Here is a 16,562-nt window from a genome sequence, read left to right on the forward strand (position 1 = left end):
TTCAATCCATCGAGGCAGCGGAAAGTGTGGGTTCGGCGATGGCCGCCGTATCGGGCCGATGAGCCACGATCAAATCGAGGGCCTCGCGGGCAATGCCGGGGGCCAGGCGGAAACCCGCACCACTGCCGGCACCGGCAAATACCAGGTGGTGCACCGGGTCGAAGCTCACCCGCGATTCGCCGCTGGGGCTGTAGCTGTCGCAGAACACCCGGCCGCCGCGACACCGCGCCACCAACGCCGGCAGGTAGTGCGCCAGCGTGCGGTTGGCGACGTCCCGGTCGTGGGGAGTGATTTCCAGCGCGTGCTTGCGCGGCGCCACATCCCATTCATCACAACGAAAGCTGAACAGCCATTGGTTGCGGGCGGCCAGTGGCATCAGGTACGCATCGGATTGCGGCAGGAACAACGCCGCGGCATTCGCCGGCGGTACGCCATCGATATGCAAGGCCACCACCTTCTTGACCCGTAGCCCGTGCTCGGTAGCGAGTGCGCCAAACGGCGACTCGCTGACCCATGGCCCGGTGGCAACCAGGGTGCGTCGGGCGCGCACGCTGGCGCCATCGGCCAGGGTGATACGCGAACCGCTGCCCTGCGCATCGATACGCTGCACACCCACGCCCTCGATGCAACGCACCTGGGCGCTGGCCAGGCTCTGGCTGATCAGCAACCGCGCCACCCAAGGCGGCTCGTAGCTTTCGGCGGTGCCGCCGCGCAACAGGCACTCGCCCGTGCCCACCGTGAGCGGCGCACCCAGGCGTTCACCGAGGTCGGCGGCCGACAGGTCGGCGGGCTCGACCGTGGCCTCGACCACGGCCTGCTGAATCTCGGGCGTCAGGCTGCGATCCGCCAGCCAGTACACCGGCGCCTGGCTGGTGCGGATGCCCAGCCGATCACGCAGCGCGCGGTACAGCCCGGCACTCTCCCCGGCCAGGCGCCGTTCGCGTGCCGAGCGCCCGGTGGCCAGCAGCACCCCCGCCGAGTGCGAGGTCGCCCCATCGCCGATGCGGTAGCGGTCGATCAACAGAATCCGCCAGTGCGGGTAACGCTGTACCGCGTGGTGCAAGGCCCAGGCGCCGATAATGCCGCCGCCGACAATCACCAGGTCGAAATCCTGCTGCATGCTCATGCCCACCACACCGAAAACACCTGGACCTGCGCGGTGCCGGCGTTGCGCGCTAAATGTGGGCGCCAGGGGGCAAAATACAAACTGTCGCCATTTTTTACCGCGTGCCAGGTACCGTCGTAGAACACGTTGAGGTCGCCGCCGCTGATAAACCAGATCTCGTTGACTGCGTGCCTGTCTTCATCCGTTGCGCAGTCGGGATCGATGGTGAAACGCGAGGACTGGATCGGGGCGTTGACCAATTTGCCGGAAAAGTGGTGCAGGTACAGGTGCACGCCTTGCAGCGCCACCGGTTCCTCGGTTTCGCGAATGACCGGGGCGTTGCCGTTGGGCGGTAGTGTGATGGGCTCCATGGCCGGGCTCCTGGGTCTAGTTGGCGAGGGCGGTCAGGCGATCGAAACGCGCGTCGCTGACCTCGTCGAAGGCAGCGCTGGGGCCCCATTGGACGAACGCGTCGGGTTCGTCCAGGTCGTACAGGGCTTGCCCGCTGACGCTGTTGAGGATGTTTGCGCAGCGCCAGGGAATCAGGCCCAGGTTCGGGTCGGCGATGCCTTTCTGGCTGCGCGCGGCGTTTTGCACGTAGATGGCCGACCCCTGCGGGCCGTCCCACTGCACGGAGTAGTCCTGGTTGAACACGTATTCGCCGTTGCGCCGGGTGATGCGTGGCTCGATCGCCCCCAGGCATTCCGGCATCTGGTAGGCGTACCCGGTGCACAGCACCGCCATGTCGGCACTCAGCTCTTCCTGCACATGGCTGTGCCCATGCACCAGCGACAGGCTCCAGTGATGGGGACGCTGCTGGACTGCGGTCAACTCGCGGCCCGGCAACAGGCGGACTTTGCAAGGGTGATGCAGCACGTGCTTGAGCTCGTACAGGCGGCGGTAAATCGATTGCAACAACGATTGGGAGATGCCGTCGCTCGCCAGTTTCTGTTCGACCAGCAGCGACTGGCGCACGGCCTCGGGTTGGGCAAAGAAGTGGTCGCTGTATTGCGGGGTATACAGCTCGTTGGTAAAGGGCGACTCATCCAGCGGCGAGAAATTCCAGCGCCGCGACACCCAGGTCACGCTGGCCGGTAGCGCGCTGGTGTCGGACAGCAGGTGCTGAATGATCTCGGCGCCGGTCTGGCCGCCGCCGATCACCACCACGCGTTTGTCTTTCAGGCTGCGCTTGCGGGTCATGTACTGGGAGGAATGGAACAGCGTGTCGCCCAGGTGTGGGCGCGCGAATGCCGGGATCGAAGGCTGTTGCCCGGTGCCCAGCACCAGGTTGCGCGCCGGCTGGACCCAGGTATCCCCCTTGAGCAGGAACAGCCCGTTCTCGAACTCCACCGAACGCACTTCGCTGTTGAAATGCAGGTTGGGCAGCTGGGTACAGGCCCAGCGGTAGTACTGGTTGAATTCGCGGCGCAGCACTTGATCGAAATTGGCGTTGATAAAGCTCAACAACTGTTTTTGCTTGGCCAGGTAGGCGAGGAACGACAGTGGATTGGACGGGTCCACCAGGCTGACCAGGTCCTTGAGGTAGTGCACCTGCAACATGGCGTCGGGCACCATCATCCCCGCATGCCATTGAAATTCGCTGCTGCGCTCGAAAAACGTCGCGGTAAGGCCGGGTTTGGGCTGGGCCAGCGCCGCCAGGCTCAAATTAGCCGGGCCAATGCCGATTCCCGCTATATCTACAACGGCTGCCGCAGAGAGCACATTCATGATCATTATCCCTAGTGATGATGTTTTTCAGGTGCAGCGGCGCCTCGCGGCATTCACGAAGGCGTGCTGGGCAATGGTTTTACAAATGCAAACGCATCAGTTTTTCACGGGGTGCGCAGCTGGCACCTTGAGCACCAGGGCGGACAGCATCATGGCCAGCAATGACAAGCCGATCGCAACGCTGACAGCGAGGTAGATGGCATCGCTACGCGGTTGGATCGAGGTCAGCAGGGCCCCGAAGATCGCCACGCCAAAGGCTGAACCACTTTGTCGACTGGCATTGAGCGTGCCTGCGGCCACCCCGGCCTTGGCACGATCAACCACACTCATGAGCACGGAGGTGGCGGCCGGCGTAATGATCCCCGCACCGAACCCCACCGCCGGGTAACACAGCGCGATGCGCCAGTACGGCGCATCGACGGCCAACGCGAACAGGCCGATAAACCCCAGGGTGTACAGGCCGAACCCCGCACACAGCACGGCGCGGGCGCCATAGGCCCGGGTCAACCGGCCGCAGGTGAAGCTGCCGAGGGTGACCATGGCGGTCAATGGCAGGAACGCCAGGCCCGTCTCCAACGGTGACCAGCCCCGGTCGGTCTGGAAGTACAGGCTGAGCAGGAAAAACAACCCGTAGAACACCAGGGCCGAGACCAGCGACAGGAACGTTGCCCCGGAAAACACCGGGTTACGGAAGTAATGCAGCGGCAGCATCGGGTCCTTGTGCCGGCTCTCGGTCACCAGGAACGCGCACCAGGCGATACACGCGACAAACACCCCGACGTAGACCCACTCGGAATTCCACCCCAGTTTGGCCCCTTCGATCAGCACGGCCACCGAGGTCGCCAGCGCAATAATGGCGGTGATTTGCCCCGTGACATCCAAGTGGCGGTTGGGCGCCAGGGGCGCTGAAGATGGGATGCGCGACGTCAGCCAGACGCCGACCAGGGCAATCGGCACGTTGATCAGGAAAATACTGCGCCAGCCGAACAGTTCGATCAGCACCCCACCCACCAAGGGGCCGGCCGCCATGGCAATACCACCGCAGCCTGCCCACACGCCGATGGCACTGGCACGCTGGTGGGTCTGTGGGTAGGCGCTGTTGATCAGCATCAAGGAGCATGGCACCAGCAGCGCGGCCCCTACCCCTTGCAGGACGCGTGCGCCCACCAGTTCAGGCAGATCGTTGGCCAGCCCGCATAAGCCCGAGGCCAGCGCAAACAGGCCGAGGCCGACGGCGTAGATTTTCTTTGCTCCGTAGCGGTCGCCGAGCAAGCCGCCCGTCAGCAGCAGGCTGGCAAAAGTCAGGGTGTAAGCGTTGATCACCCATTGCAGGCCGGTGATATCCGAGCCGAACGTCTGGGAGATGGACTCCAGTGCCACGTTGACGATGGAGGTATCCAGAATGACGACCACATAGCTGAGGCTGGTGGCGATCAGTACCTGTCGTTGGTAGCGCGTGTTGAGTTCCATAACCCCGTCTTTCCTATCCATAATGGCGCTTTGACTATAAGCAGCTTTTCAATTGAAACGCTTCGGGCTGTGTCGAAGTGTTAGTGTTTATGTCATCCTGAAACCCGACATCACCTGGCAAAGCGCGGAGTTCAATGGAATGACCCAGCCCAAAATTTCATCCATCGCCTACCTGATCGCCGAGCCTGTACGCGCCGTGATCCTCATCACCCTGGCCGATGGCAGTTCCATGTCCGCCAGTGCCCTGGCCGATGCTGCTGGGGTGACACCGCAGACAGCCAGTTCACACCTGGCGAAGTTGCTCGATGGCGGTTTGCTCACGGTCGAGACCAAGGGCCGCAACCGCTTCTATCAGTTGGCCGGCCCTGATGTATCCCATGTATTGGAAAGCCTGGCGGCGGTGTCGCCGCAGACCAGTACCTGGCGCAGCCTGCCCAACCGTGCCGCCCATGAGCTGCGCTTTGCCCGTTGCTGCTACGATCACCTGGCCGGCCAGGTCGGCGTTGCGGTGACCCAGGGCATGCTCGACCGTGGCTACATCCTCGATCGCAACGAACGCGAATATGTGCTGACGCTGCGCGGCATTGAATGGCTGCAATCGCTTAACCCGGACAGTGGCGAGCCGTGCTTCCAGGACCACGTCCAGGCCCGTCGTTGCCTGGACTGGACCGAACGCGAGCACCACATCGCCGGCCCGCTTGGGGCCCATCTGCTGGAGACCTTTTGCCAGCTGGGCTGGCTAAGGCGAACCACCGGCACGCGCGCGGTGCACGTCACCGGCGCCGGCTGGCGCGCGTTCAAAATGCATTTGGGGATTGAACACTTGCGGCATCTGGAGGCGCCCTTGCATGCGATGGCGCCGGCCCGCAAAAGGCTTATGCCGGCTCCCGCCGCAGGCTGAACAGCCCTTCGATTTCGCGGATCCTGCGCTCCTGGGCAACCCCGCTCTGCTGCCAGGCGGCAATCGCGTTGATCCGCTCATACCAGGCCGCCACATGGGGATACTCCAGGAACGGCGCCTGGGTACGCGGGATATGGCTCAAGGGCGCCGCCAGGTCGATGTCGGCCAAGGTCAGCCCATCGCCGACCATAAACCGGCGGGTACTCAGGTGCCCCTCGAGCACGGCGGTGTAGCGGTGGATGGCGTGCAGGGCTTCCGCAACCAGGGTCGGGTTTTCGGCATGCCCCTTCAGGCGCTCCATGAAACGCTGTTCGATCAGCACCGTGGGCCCGCGGCGAAAATGCTCGGCGGCCCAGAACATCCACTTGAGGGTTTCGTACTTGGCGTTGCCCGAGGGCAACAATGACGAACCGGCCTGTTCCACCAGGTAAATCATGATGGCCGACGCCTCGAACAGCACCACGTCGCCGTCGACAAAGGTCGGGATCGTGCCGTTCGGGTTGAGCGCCAGGTACTCCGGCGTACGATTCTGGCCGCTGAACAGGTCGAGGAACACGAATTCCACGTCCAGCCCCAGGTAAGCGGCTGTGGTCAGCACACGCCGGGTATTGCTCGAACCTCTGTCGCCATACACTTTCATGCCACTGCCTCGGTTGCCTGTTCGTCCATTAATGAAAAGTGCTCGCCGAGCATCACCACCACCTCGCCCGCCTGACGCACCGATTGGTACACCGAATTGACCATCGGCGCCGCCAGGTAGGAGGCCACGCCCAGCAGCCAGATGTTTTCCGGCGCCCCGGCGCCCGGCAAGCTGACCTGCAATTGCGCAGACACTTCGGGGGGCGTGCAGGGCGTGGCGGGCGTCACGTGCAGGGCCAGGCCGTCCGGGGTGGCATGGAACGGTTGCTTGTGAAAGCCGGTGGCGCAGACCACGGCGTCGACCACCTCGACATGCCCATGGCGGTCACGGGCCTGCCATCTGCCCTGCCACTCCAGCGTCGTCGGCAACTGGGGCGCCAATTGCAGTTGCCCTTGGTCAATCAGGCGCAACAGGGTGGTCGCGGTCTGCAACGGCACCGCGAACAGGTAGCGCCCAACCGCTTCCCAGCAGTTTTGCAGCGCCGCCAGCCTGACTGCCGGCGGCGCGGCGCGCAGCTTGATGTCGGCCAGGTCCATGCACTGCACCAGCAGGTTTTGCCAGTCTGTCGCGCCCCCCTCGGCCAGGGCGATTTCACCGCGCAGGCGCTGGACAGGCTCGGCACTGCGATCGATCTGCGTGCGCAACGAGCGGCCACTGATGGCCTTGGCCGAACGCGCGACGATGCGCAGCAAATGCCAGTACAGCTTGGGGCTTTCCAGGTCCAGTCGGGCAAACCGCGCTTCATCCAGGCTCGCCGTGCACCGTCGGGGAGTGCCCGTGCGCACGCCCGGCAAACGCCCGGACGGCGAAGCCATCAGCACCTGGTGCCCCGCGCCGCACAACAGCAGCACGCTATCGATGGCCGACAACCGACTGCCCAGCACCAATACCCGTGAAGGCCGGGTCAGGCTCGCCAACCAGGACCGGGTCGGGTACGGCGTCGCGAAAATCCCCGGTGCGCCCAGGTGCGGGGTCACCAGCGGCGGCACAAACGGCGCCGCGCTGCCGGTGCATACCAGCACCGCCGAGGCTGAACGCTGGCTGCCATCCTCCAGCTCCAAGCGGTATTCACCGTGGGCGACCGGCTTGATATGGCGCACCGCCGCACGCACCACCCGGTGCTCGATGCCCCGGGCCTCGGCCAGGTCGCGATACTCGGCATACCGTCGTTTGAGGTAGCCCGACACCCAGGCCCGCGGCACAAACGCCTGCTCACCGACATCGATGCCTTGGGCCCGCAGGTAGTGCTGGAAGTCATGCATGTCGTCGTCCAGCACCGACATGGTCTGTACCGAGGTATTGCACAACAGCGCGTCCTGGGAGGCCGTGAAGGCGATTGAATCCGCCAGCCCTTCGGGATCGATGATCTCGATGCAACCCGCCACGCCCGTGCGCACCAGCTTGATAAAGGCCGCAACGCCGGTGACTGAGCCACCAATGATGGCGACCGTCGCCCGCCGCGTCACAACGTATGCGCCTTGGCCAGGACAGGCGCCAGCAACCGCACGCCGTACCAGCCCCAATACACGCGGTGATAGGTGATCAGGCCGTTTTCGATCTCCATCATTTCCATCAGGTCGACCTGTTCGCCTTTGGGCGTCTTGCGCGGGTACTCCCAGGTCAGGTTGCGACCATTGATGAACGCTTTGTCGCTGCGATACCACTCGGCCAAGTCACTGGGGAACTTGCGCTTGCTGTCTTCCATGAACCGCTGGATCACGTCGCGCCCCACCAGTACCCCGCTGCCGTGGTCGGGGTAGATCGCCAGCACCAGGGGTGTCTCGAACACCGCGTGTTCTGCGTACAGCGCTGCAGTGGCCGCGAGGTCGCCCGCACAGACGGTGGTGTGCCAAGCTTCATAAATACCCAACAGGCCAGGATCGATAGACGAAGTCATGGAGTTTCCTCAGGGGGCAACACTGCAATAATAGAAGCCCCAACTATAGGGAATTGCCACCCCAGGATGCTTCGACCTGGCCCGAAGTGTCTGCCCTGCCCCTCTCAGGCGTCAGAGCGCGCCCAGCTGTTTCATCACACTCAGGTTGTCTTCGATGTGCCAGTTGGCGGCGATCTTGCCGTTTTCGATCTGGTAGATATCGGTGGCGATAAAATCCACCGGTTGCCCCGCCCCCTGGGTCTGGCCGAATGTACCGGTGAAATGCCCGCGAAAATGCAGGTGCACCACCACCCGGTCACCGGCAAGGATCATCTGTTCGACCTCGCAACGCAGGTCCGGCACCGCACCGCGAAAGGTCCGCGACGCCAGCAACGCGCCCTGCGGGCCGGGTTGGCGACCGGGCGGCGGGGTTTTGTCGACGAAATCATCGGCCAGGGCCTCCAGCGCCAGGCGTTCGTCACCGGTATTCCAGAAGGTGTCATAGCGCAGGGCGGCGGTTTCCATGCTGGCCCGCTGTGCGGCCGACAGGCTGTTGTCGATCACCCGCACGCCCGGCTTCACCAGCTCGGGGGTTGCCGCCATGGCCGCGCTGCAAAACGACGAGGCCAGGAGCGTAGTGACAATGCCAAAGCGCGATATCGCTGAGTGTTTCATGCTGCAGTTTCCTTGTGTGGGGGACGGTTCAAATCGTCTCGCCTTCCCTGACGCTGAGGGGGCTCTTGAGGGTGTATTGCGCGATCGCGTCCTTGCGCATGAAGGCGACGCCGGGGTGGCTGTTGGCGTAGCGCAGGAACTCATCCCAGACCCTGACCATTTGCGGCGTACCGCTGATGCGGTCGTGGGCACTGATCGACATCATGCGGCGCCGGCTGCCGGCCTCTTCGTACAGCTGGTCGAAATCCAGCTTCACCTGTTCCAGGAACTGCGACGGTGAGTAGTTGCGGCCTTCGATCAGGACAATGTCGTTGTTGCGCAAGGTGTACGGCACCACCACAAAGTCCTTGCCGTTGACCTGTTCGATAAACGGCTCGTCACGGCTCACATCATCGATGTGATAGACGTAGCCCAGCTCTTGCAGCAACGACAAGGTATTGGGGCCGCGGCGCAACCAATTGCAGTTGTAGCCGCTGACCGGTTGGCCGGTGACGTCTTGCAGCATGCGGGCGGCCTGGCGCAGGAACGTGCGTTCTTCATCACGGCTCATGGCAAATTGCGAACTCCAGCGCGGGCCATGGCCGGAGGCTTCATGGCCGCGCGCGACGATCTCGCGGGCCAATTCAGGGTGGCGCTTTACCGCGTCCCCGATCATGTGGCTGGTGACCTTGACGCCATGCCGGTCCCAGAGGTCGAGCAGCCTGGGAATACCTTCGCGGTAGCCATAGGCGAACCAGGTATTGGTGGCCGGGTCGGCGGGCACGTTGTCGGGAAAATCCACAGGGGGAAACGGGCTGTCGGTACCCTTGAGCGGTTGCCCGCCGGCTTCGAATTGCATCGACACTGACCCCACCAGGCGCGTATTGCCCGGCCAGAAGCCGCCCTTGGCCTGGCGTACGCTTGCCGCTGGGGCAGCGTCCGTTGGCGCCGTGGCCGCGTTGGCCGTGCCGAGCAACGATCCGGCGGTTAGTACCGCGGCACCGGCGCCCGCCTGGGCCAGGAAAGTACGCCGTTGCAGGTTCACGTATGACATGAGCGTCACTCCGTTGGATAAACACGGATGCAACCCTAAGCCTTTAGGTTTATTTTGATAATTGAGCGCAAATCAAAAATCACTTTCGGAAAAACCGAATAATGCTACTGAAGAACCTTGAGCTGTTTTTGCTGATTGTCGAGAAAGGCGGGTTATCCGCGGCCGGCCGGGAACTGGGTTTATCGCCGGCCTCCGTGTCGGAACGGCTGGCGCAGTTGGAGAGTTTCTACGGTGCCAGCCTGCTCAACCGCACCACCCGCGCGATCAACCTCACGGATGAAGGCCGCCTGCTGGTCGATGGCGCCCGGCGCCTGCTGGCGGAGGCGGATGAGTTGCACAGCAGCATTCGCCTGGGCACCCAGAGAATTTCCGGGCCGATCCGCCTCAGCGCCCCGGAAGACCTGGGCCGCCAATACATCGAGCCGATCCTTGCGCAGTTTATGCAGGAGTACCCGCAGGTCAGCATCGACCTGAACCTCAGCGACGGCTACGTCGATCCCGTCAGCCAGGGAATCGATTTCGCCGTGCGCTTCGGCGCGTTGGCCGACAGCACGCTGCATGCGCGGCTGATCGGTGAAAACCGACGTGTTGTGTGTGCGTCACCGCTGTACCTGGCCCGGCATGGCACCCCGCAACACCCCGAGGACTTGACCCGACATGAATGCCTGGTCATGCGCTTCGGTATCAATATCGCGCGGGAATGGACCTTCAAGCTGCACGGCAAGACACACCGCATCCTGGTGAGTGGCCGCCGCGTGGCGAATGACGGCGCGCTGGTCCGGCAATGGTGCCTGGCCGGCCATGGCCTGTGCTTGAAATCGGTGTGGGATGTGCGCGCCGACCTCGATGCCGGGCGCTTGGTCGAAGTACTCAAGGACTACGACCTGGGTGGCACCGCACTGAACATCGTCTACCCGCCCTCGCGGGTCCAGCCCCGGCGCGTGCGCCTGCTGATAGAGCGGATCGCCGCGCAGTTGACGGCTGAGGGCACACCGTAAGCCTGGATAAGTTCCTTGCAGCCTGCGCAACACACCTTTGCTATCAATCACATTGATAGCTGCCTAATGAAACCTGCATGCTAGAGGGCTGACAACGCGCTTATATCATTCCGAATGATAGTTACCTTTGCTTCATTCGATTCGTGACATACCGCCTCGCCGCGCATGATCCGCCCATCTCAAATACATTGGCGGATGCACCTCATGGAACAGTCACTCAAACACTTACGCTTTCCCTTGGCGATTTTGGCCGTGGTAGTGATGAGCGCGTGCGGCAAGGCCCCGGAACAAGCGGCCGCCATGCCTGCTGCGAAAGTCAGCGTGGCCAAGGTACTCGAACAACCGGTCAACGAGTGGGACGAGTTCACCGGTCGCCTGGAAGCGCCTGAGACCGTACAGATTCGTCCACGGGTTTCTGGCCAGATTGACCAAGTCGCTTTCACCGAAGGCGCTTTGGTCAAGAAAGGCGACCTGCTGTTCCAGATCGACCCGCGTCCATTCCAGGCCGAAGTGCGCCGCCTCGAAGCCCAACTGGCGCAAACCAAAGCCGCTGCCACCCGCAGCGATAACGAAGCCCAACGCGGCGAGCGCCTGCGCCAGAGCAATGCGATCTCCGCCGAACTGGCCGACTCGCGCACCACCGCCGCCCAGGAAGCCCGCGCGGCTGTCGCCGGGATCCAGGCGCAGTTGGACCTGGCCAAGCTGAACCTGAGCTTTACCCGCGTCACCTCGCCGATCAGCGGCCGCGTCAGCCGTGCCGAAATCACCGCCGGCAACCTGGTGACCGCCGATGTCACCACGCTGACCAGCGTGGTCTCCACCGACAAGGTCTACGCCTACTTCGACGCCGATGAGCGCGTGTACCTCAAGTACACCGAGCTGGCTCGCCAGGGCCGTCGCGGGGCGACCACCCCGGTGTACCTGGGCCTGTCGAATGAAACCGGCAACCCGCACCTGGGCCAGATGAACTTTGTCGACAACCAGGTCAACCCGGCCACCGGCACCATCCGTGGCCGCGCCGTGTTCGATAACAGCAAAGGCGAATACACCCCTGGCCTGTACGCACGCCTGAAACTGGTCGGCAGCGGCACCTACTCCGCCGTACTGATCAACGACGAGGCCGTGGGTACCGACCTGGGCAAGAAGTTCGTGCTGGTGATGGAAGGCGACAAGCCGGCTTATCGCGCGGTGGAGCTGGGGCCGAAGATCGAAGGCTTGCGTATTGTGCGCAGCGGCCTGAACAAGGACGACACCATTATCGTCAAGGGCCTGCAACGCGCGCGCCCCGGCTCGCCGGTCGCCCCGGAAACCATTCCGATGGCCAGCAAGGAAACCCTCGCCGCCTTGGCCCAACAACGACAAGCGCTTGAAGCCAGCAACCTGGAACAAGTGGCGCCGGACAAAACCGCGCCCAAACTTGCCAGCGCTGCGACTCCACGCGGTTAAGGGATACGACTCAAGATGAATTTTTCCAAGTTCTTCATTTCGCGGCCGATCTTCGCAGCGGTGCTGTCGCTGCTGATCCTGATCGCCGGTGCGATCTCGCTGTTCCAGTTGCCGATCAGCGAATACCCGGAAGTGGTGCCGCCCACCGTGGTGGTACGCGCCAACTTCCCGGGCGCCAACCCCAAGGTCATCGGTGAAACCGTGGCCGCGCCGTTGGAGCAAGCCATCACCGGCGTCGAGAACATGCTGTACATGTCCTCGCAGTCGACCGCCGACGGCAAGCTGACCCTGACCATCACCTTCGCCCTGGGCACCGACCTGGACAACGCGCAGGTGCAGGTGCAAAACCGTGTGACGCGGACTCAGCCAAAATTGCCTGAGGAAGTGACGCGCATCGGTATTACCGTGGACAAGGCCTCCCCCGACCTGACCATGGTGGTGCACTTGACCTCGCCGGATCAGCGTTACGACATGCTGTACCTGTCCAACTACGCGATCCTCAATATCAAGGATGAGCTGGCCCGCTTGGGTGGCGTGGGCGACGTGCAGTTGTTCGGCATGGGCGACTACTCCCTGCGTGTCTGGCTGGATCCGAACAAGACCGCCTCGCGCAACCTGACCGCGACCGATGTGGTCACCGCGATCCGCGAGCAGAACCGCCAGGTAGCAGCCGGTGCCCTGGGCGCCCAGCCTGCTCCAACGGATACCAGCTTCCAGTTGTCGGTCAATACCCAGGGTCGCCTGGTCACCGAGGAAGAGTTCGAGAACATTGTGATCCGCGCCGGCGCCAACGGTGAAATCACGCGCCTCAAGGACATCGCCCGCGTCGAGCTGGGGTCCAGCCAATACGCGCTGCGCTCGCTGATCGATAACCAGCCGGCCGTCGCGATTCCGATTTTCCAGCGCCCCGGCTCGAACGCCATCGACATCTCCAACGATGTGCGCGCCAAGATGGCCGAGTTGAAAAAGAGCTTTCCGGCGGGCATGGATTACCGTATCGCCTATGACCCGACGATCTTTGTGCGCGGTTCCATCGAAGCGGTCGTGCATACTCTGTTCGAAGCACTGATCCTCGTGGTGCTGGTGGTGATCCTGTTCCTGCAGACTTGGCGCGCCTCGATCATTCCGTTGGTGGCAGTACCGGTATCGTTGATCGGTACGTTTGCGGTGATGCACCTGTTCGGGTTCTCGCTCAACGCCCTGTCATTGTTCGGCCTGGTACTGGCCATCGGCATCGTGGTGGACGACGCCATCGTGGTGGTGGAGAACGTCGAACGTAATATCGAGCTGGGCCTGGCGCCGTTCCCGGCAACTGAAAAAGCCATGAGTGAAGTGACCGGCCCGATCATCGCCACGGCGCTGGTGCTGTGTGCGGTGTTCATTCCAGCCGCCTTTATCAGTGGCTTGACCGGCCAGTTCTACAAACAGTTCGCCTTGACCATTGCGATCTCGACGGTGATCTCGGCGTTCAACTCGCTGACCCTGTCCCCTGCCCTGGCCGCCGTGTTGCTGCGCGGTCACGATGCGCCGAAGGATCGCTTCTCGAAGTTCCTCGACAAGCTCTTTGGCGGCTGGTTGTTCCGTCCCTTCAACCGCTTTTTCGAGAAAGCCAGCCATGGCTACGTGGGTACCGTACGCCGGGTGATTCGCGGCACGGGCATTGCCCTGTTCGTGTACGCCGGCCTGATGGTGCTGACCTTCTTCGGGTTTGCCCACACCCCGACCGGTTTCGTACCGGCCCAGGACAAGCAATACCTGGTGGCCTTCGCCCAACTGCCCGACGCTGCGAGCCTGGACCGCACCGAAAACGTGATGAAGCGCATGTCGGACATCGCCCTGAAGCAACCCGGTGTGGAAGCCGCGATTGCCTTCCCCGGCCTGTCGATCAACGGATTCACCAACAGCCCGAACAGCGGCATCGTGTTCGTGACCTTGAAACCGTTCGATGAGCGCAAAGACCCGAGCATGTCCGCCGGGGCAATTGCCGGTGCATTGAACGGCAAGTACAGCGGCATCGAAGAAGCCTACATGGCGATCTTCCCACCGCCGCCGGTACAGGGGCTGGGCACCATCGGCGGATTCCGCCTGCAGATCGAAGACCGTGGCAACCTCGGCTATGACGAGCTGTACAAAGAAGTGCAGAACGTCATCACCAAGAGCCGTGGCGTGCCGGAGTTGTTCGGCCTGTTCACCAGCTACACGGTCAACGTGCCACAGGTCGACGCGGCCATCGACCGTGAAAAGGCCAAGACCCACGGCGTGGCAATCAGTGACATCTTCGACACCCTGCAGGTGTACCTGGGTTCGTTGTATGCCAACGACTTCAACCGCTTCGGGCGTACCTATCAGGTCAACGTGCAGGCTGAACAACAGTTCCGTCAGGACTCCGACCAGATCGGCCAGCTGAAAGTGCGTAACAACAAAGGCGAGATGATCCCACTGGCCACCTTCATCAAGGTCAGCGACACCTCAGGGCCAGACCGTGTGATGCACTACAACGGCTTTATCACCGCTGAAATCAACGGCAACGCGGCACCGGGCTACAGCTCCGGCCAGGCCCAGGCGGCGATTGAAAAACTGTTGAAGGATGAACTGCCCAACGGCATGACGTACGAGTGGACCGACCTGACCTATCAGCAGATCCTCTCGGGCAACACCGCGCTGTTCGTATTCCCGCTCTGCGTACTGCTGGCGTTCCTGGTACTGGCCGCCCAATACGAAAGCTGGAGCCTGCCACTGGCGGTGATCCTGATCGTACCGATGACGCTGCTGTCGGCCATCACCGGGGTGATCATCTCGGGCGGCGACAACAACATCTTCACCCAGATCGGCCTGATCGTACTGGTGGGCCTGGCCTGTAAGAACGCGATTCTGATCGTCGAGTTCGCCAAGGACAAACAGCAGGAAGGCCTCGACCCGCTCGCTGCGGTGCTGGAAGCCTGCCGTCTGCGTCTGCGGCCGATCCTGATGACCTCGTTCGCCTTCATCATGGGCGTGGTGCCCTTGGTGCTGTCCACCGGTGCCGGTGCCGAGATGCGGCATGCCATGGGTGTGGCGGTGTTCTCCGGGATGATCGGTGTGACCTTCTTCGGTCTGTTGCTGACGCCAGTGTTCTACGTACTGATCCGTCGCTATGTGGAGCGCAGCGAAGCGCGCAAAGCGGCCAAGGCCTTGAAGCTGGAGACACAGCAATGAGTGTGAAAGTCTTTCTGCCGAGCTTGCTGGTCCTGGCGCTGAGCGCCTGTGCCGTGGGCCCGGACTACAAAACCCAGACCCCGGAGGCGGCGAATATCACCGCCGCCGCGGACGCCAAACAGTATGACCACGCCAAATTCGAAGGCATCTGGTGGCAGCAGTTCGACGATCCGACCCTCAACCAGTTGGTCACGCAATCGCTGCAAGGCAACCGTGACCTGCGCGTCGCCTTTGCCCGCCTGCGCGCTGCACGGGCGATCCGCGACGACGCCAGCAACGACGCCATGCCGACGATTACCAGCCGCGCCAGCAGTGACCTGGCCAAGGGGCAAATCCCTGGCCAGACCACCCGGCGGGTGAACAGCGAGCGGTATGACCTGGGCCTGGACATGGCCTGGGAACTGGACCTGTTCGGGCGCATCCAGCGCAACCTGGAAGCCACCGACGCCGACCAGCAGGCCGCCGAAGCCGACCTCTACCAACTGCAAGTCACGATGATTGCCGAACTGGTGGACGCCTACGGTCAACTGCGTGGCGCGCAGTTGCGTGAACGCATCGCCTTGGACAACCTGAAGAACCAACAGGAGTCACGCACCATCACCGTCAGCCTGCGCGACGCCGGTGTGGGCGATCAACTCGACGTGGAGCGTGCCGACGCACGCCTGGCGGCGGTGGAAGCCAGCGTGCCGCAACTGCAAGCCGAGCAAGTGCGCGAGCGTAACCGCATCGCCACCCTCCTCGGCCAGCGCCCCGACAAGCTGACCGTGGACCTGAGCCCGAAAGACTTGCCGGCGATTGCCAAGGCGCTGCCGATCGGCGATCCAGGGCAACTGCTGCAACGACGCCCGGACATCCTCAGCGCCGAACGCAAACTCGCCGCCGCCACCGCGCGCATCGGCGTGGCCAAGGCCGACCTGTTCCCACGGGTCAGCCTCAGCGGCTTCCTCGGCTTTACCGCCGGGCGGGGTTCGCAGATCGGCTCATCGGCCGCGAACGCCTGGGCCCTCGGCCCGAGCATTACCTGGGCCGCCTTTGACCTGGGCAGCGTGCGTGCCCGCCTGCGCGGCGCAGACGCCGAAGCCGATGGCGCCCTGGCGACCTACGAGCAGCAAGTGTTGCTGGCCTTGGAAGAGTCCGAGAATGCTTTCAGTGATTACGGCAAACGCCAGCAACGCCTGGTCTCGCTGATCCGTCAAAGCGAATCCAGCCGCGCCGCCGCCGACCTCGCCGCGATCCGCTACCGCGAAGGCACCGTGGACTTCCTGGTCCTGCTCGACGCCCAACGCGAACGCCTGGCCGCCGAAGACTCCCAGGCCCAGGCCGAAGTCGACCTGTATCGCGGGATTGTGGCGATCTACAAGGCGCTAGGGGGTGGCTGGAAACCAGACACCGTCGTGGCGACTGCCCAGTAACGTAAAGAGCTCCTTTGGTTGGTCGCATCCAGCCAATTTTTTGCCCCATGGTCCATTCGGTCGCGGGGCTTTTTTTTAAAGTG

Annotated in this window: 14 protein-coding genes; 5 read left to right on the forward strand and 9 right to left on the reverse strand. The window is 63.1% G+C overall.

The annotated features are described in order from the left end of the window. Position 1: 1 nt before the first annotated feature. From A7317_RS12175 to A7317_RS12190, 4 genes are all read right to left on the reverse strand, one after another. Positions 2-1,126, reverse strand: a complete 1,125-nt coding sequence (locus A7317_RS12175) for an NAD(P)/FAD-dependent oxidoreductase (protein ID WP_227496877.1) — start codon at positions 1,124-1,126, stop codon at positions 2-4. Then, the gene (locus tag A7317_RS12180; protein WP_041160931.1) at positions 1,123-1,476 is read right to left on the reverse strand and encodes a cupin domain-containing protein; all 354 of its coding nucleotides are present in this window, start codon (positions 1,474-1,476) and stop codon (positions 1,123-1,125) included. The genes A7317_RS12175 and A7317_RS12180 overlap by 4 nt, the downstream gene beginning before the upstream one ends. A 16-nt stretch (positions 1,477-1,492) precedes the next feature. After that, positions 1,493-2,833, reverse strand: coding sequence for a lysine N(6)-hydroxylase/L-ornithine N(5)-oxygenase family protein (locus tag A7317_RS12185; protein ID WP_206379763.1), 1,341 nt, complete (start codon positions 2,831-2,833; stop codon positions 1,493-1,495). A 96-nt stretch (positions 2,834-2,929) separates the two neighbouring features. Continuing rightward, the gene (locus tag A7317_RS12190) at positions 2,930-4,303 is read right to left on the reverse strand and encodes an MFS transporter (protein WP_024075326.1); all 1,374 of its coding nucleotides are present in this window, start codon (positions 4,301-4,303) and stop codon (positions 2,930-2,932) included. Between the two features lie 139 nt (positions 4,304-4,442). Between A7317_RS12190 and A7317_RS12195 the strand changes: the two genes are divergently transcribed. Then, positions 4,443-5,204 carry an ArsR/SmtB family transcription factor gene (locus A7317_RS12195; protein WP_024075325.1) on the forward strand — a complete coding sequence of 254 codons (762 nt, stop codon included), beginning with the start codon at positions 4,443-4,445 and terminating at the stop codon, positions 5,202-5,204. On the opposite strand, the gene A7317_RS12200 is transcribed toward A7317_RS12195, so the two are convergent. From A7317_RS12200 to A7317_RS12220, 5 genes are all read right to left on the reverse strand, one after another. After that, positions 5,179-5,844, reverse strand: coding sequence for a glutathione S-transferase family protein (locus A7317_RS12200; RefSeq protein ID WP_069075909.1), 666 nt, complete (start codon positions 5,842-5,844; stop codon positions 5,179-5,181). The two genes, A7317_RS12195 and A7317_RS12200, sit on opposite strands and share 26 nt — an antisense overlap. After that, entirely contained in the window at positions 5,841-7,310 is a 1,470-nt protein-coding gene (locus A7317_RS12205; RefSeq protein WP_069075910.1) for an FAD/NAD(P)-binding protein, read from the reverse strand. Before A7317_RS12205 ends, A7317_RS12200 begins: the two co-directional genes overlap by 4 nt. Continuing rightward, positions 7,307-7,741 carry a nuclear transport factor 2 family protein gene (locus A7317_RS12210; protein ID WP_024075322.1) on the reverse strand — a complete coding sequence of 145 codons (435 nt, stop codon included), beginning with the start codon at positions 7,739-7,741 and terminating at the stop codon, positions 7,307-7,309. The genes A7317_RS12205 and A7317_RS12210 overlap by 4 nt, the downstream gene beginning before the upstream one ends. Positions 7,742-7,852: 111 nt before the next feature. Continuing rightward, on the reverse strand, positions 7,853-8,395 hold the full coding sequence (locus A7317_RS12215) for an ester cyclase (protein WP_069075911.1): 543 nt from the start codon (positions 8,393-8,395) through the stop codon (positions 7,853-7,855). A 28-nt stretch (positions 8,396-8,423) separates the two neighbouring features. Beyond that, positions 8,424-9,428 carry a polysaccharide deacetylase family protein gene (locus tag A7317_RS12220; RefSeq protein WP_069075912.1) on the reverse strand — a complete coding sequence of 335 codons (1,005 nt, stop codon included), beginning with the start codon at positions 9,426-9,428 and terminating at the stop codon, positions 8,424-8,426. A gap of 101 nt (positions 9,429-9,529) precedes the next feature. On the opposite strand from A7317_RS12220, the gene A7317_RS12225 reads away from it, so the two are divergent. From A7317_RS12225 to A7317_RS12240, 4 genes are all read left to right on the forward strand, one after another. Further along, on the forward strand, positions 9,530-10,426 hold the full coding sequence (locus A7317_RS12225; RefSeq protein WP_069075913.1) for a LysR family transcriptional regulator: 897 nt from the start codon (positions 9,530-9,532) through the stop codon (positions 10,424-10,426). Positions 10,427-10,630: 204 nt separating this feature from the next. Beyond that, complete coding sequence (gene mexE, locus A7317_RS12230) at positions 10,631-11,872, forward strand: multidrug efflux RND transporter periplasmic adaptor subunit MexE (RefSeq protein WP_024075318.1); 1,242 nt, start codon at positions 10,631-10,633, stop codon at positions 11,870-11,872. A 15-nt stretch (positions 11,873-11,887) separates the two neighbouring features. Then, entirely contained in the window at positions 11,888-15,067 is a 3,180-nt protein-coding gene (locus tag A7317_RS12235) for an efflux RND transporter permease subunit (protein ID WP_024075317.1), read from the forward strand. Further along, on the forward strand, positions 15,064-16,479 hold the full coding sequence (locus A7317_RS12240) for an efflux transporter outer membrane subunit (RefSeq protein ID WP_024075316.1): 1,416 nt from the start codon (positions 15,064-15,066) through the stop codon (positions 16,477-16,479). Before A7317_RS12235 ends, A7317_RS12240 begins: the two co-directional genes overlap by 4 nt. Positions 16,480-16,562 lie beyond the last annotated feature (83 nt).

The organism is Pseudomonas fluorescens (assembly GCF_001708445.1).
Taxonomy (GTDB): domain Bacteria; phylum Pseudomonadota; class Gammaproteobacteria; order Pseudomonadales; family Pseudomonadaceae; genus Aquipseudomonas; species Aquipseudomonas gorinensis.

What these genes read in the sequence shown, in the direction of transcription:
- A7317_RS12175 (WP_227496877.1), bottom strand. Translation starts at nt 1,126, where the DNA reads ATGAGCATGCAGCAGGATTTCGACCTGGTGATTGTCGGCGGCGGCATT.
- A7317_RS12180 (WP_041160931.1), bottom strand. Translation starts at nt 1,476, where the DNA reads ATGGAGCCCATCACACTACCGCCCAACGGCAACGCCCCGGTCATTCGC.
- A7317_RS12185 (WP_206379763.1), bottom strand. Translation starts at nt 2,833, where the DNA reads ATGAATGTGCTCTCTGCGGCAGCCGTTGTAGATATAGCGGGAATCGGC.
- A7317_RS12190 (WP_024075326.1), bottom strand. Translation starts at nt 4,303, where the DNA reads ATGGAACTCAACACGCGCTACCAACGACAGGTACTGATCGCCACCAGC.
- A7317_RS12195 (WP_024075325.1), top strand. Translation starts at nt 4,443, where the DNA reads ATGACCCAGCCCAAAATTTCATCCATCGCCTACCTGATCGCCGAGCCT.
- A7317_RS12200 (WP_069075909.1), bottom strand. Translation starts at nt 5,844, where the DNA reads ATGAAAGTGTATGGCGACAGAGGTTCGAGCAATACCCGGCGTGTGCTG.
- A7317_RS12210 (WP_024075322.1), bottom strand. Translation starts at nt 7,741, where the DNA reads ATGACTTCGTCTATCGATCCTGGCCTGTTGGGTATTTATGAAGCTTGG.
- A7317_RS12215 (WP_069075911.1), bottom strand. Translation starts at nt 8,395, where the DNA reads ATGAAACACTCAGCGATATCGCGCTTTGGCATTGTCACTACGCTCCTG.
- A7317_RS12220 (WP_069075912.1), bottom strand. Translation starts at nt 9,428, where the DNA reads ATGTCATACGTGAACCTGCAACGGCGTACTTTCCTGGCCCAGGCGGGC.
- A7317_RS12225 (WP_069075913.1), top strand. Translation starts at nt 9,530, where the DNA reads ATGCTACTGAAGAACCTTGAGCTGTTTTTGCTGATTGTCGAGAAAGGC.
- mexE (WP_024075318.1), top strand. Translation starts at nt 10,631, where the DNA reads ATGGAACAGTCACTCAAACACTTACGCTTTCCCTTGGCGATTTTGGCC.
- A7317_RS12235 (WP_024075317.1), top strand. Translation starts at nt 11,888, where the DNA reads ATGAATTTTTCCAAGTTCTTCATTTCGCGGCCGATCTTCGCAGCGGTG.
- A7317_RS12240 (WP_024075316.1), top strand. Translation starts at nt 15,064, where the DNA reads ATGAGTGTGAAAGTCTTTCTGCCGAGCTTGCTGGTCCTGGCGCTGAGC.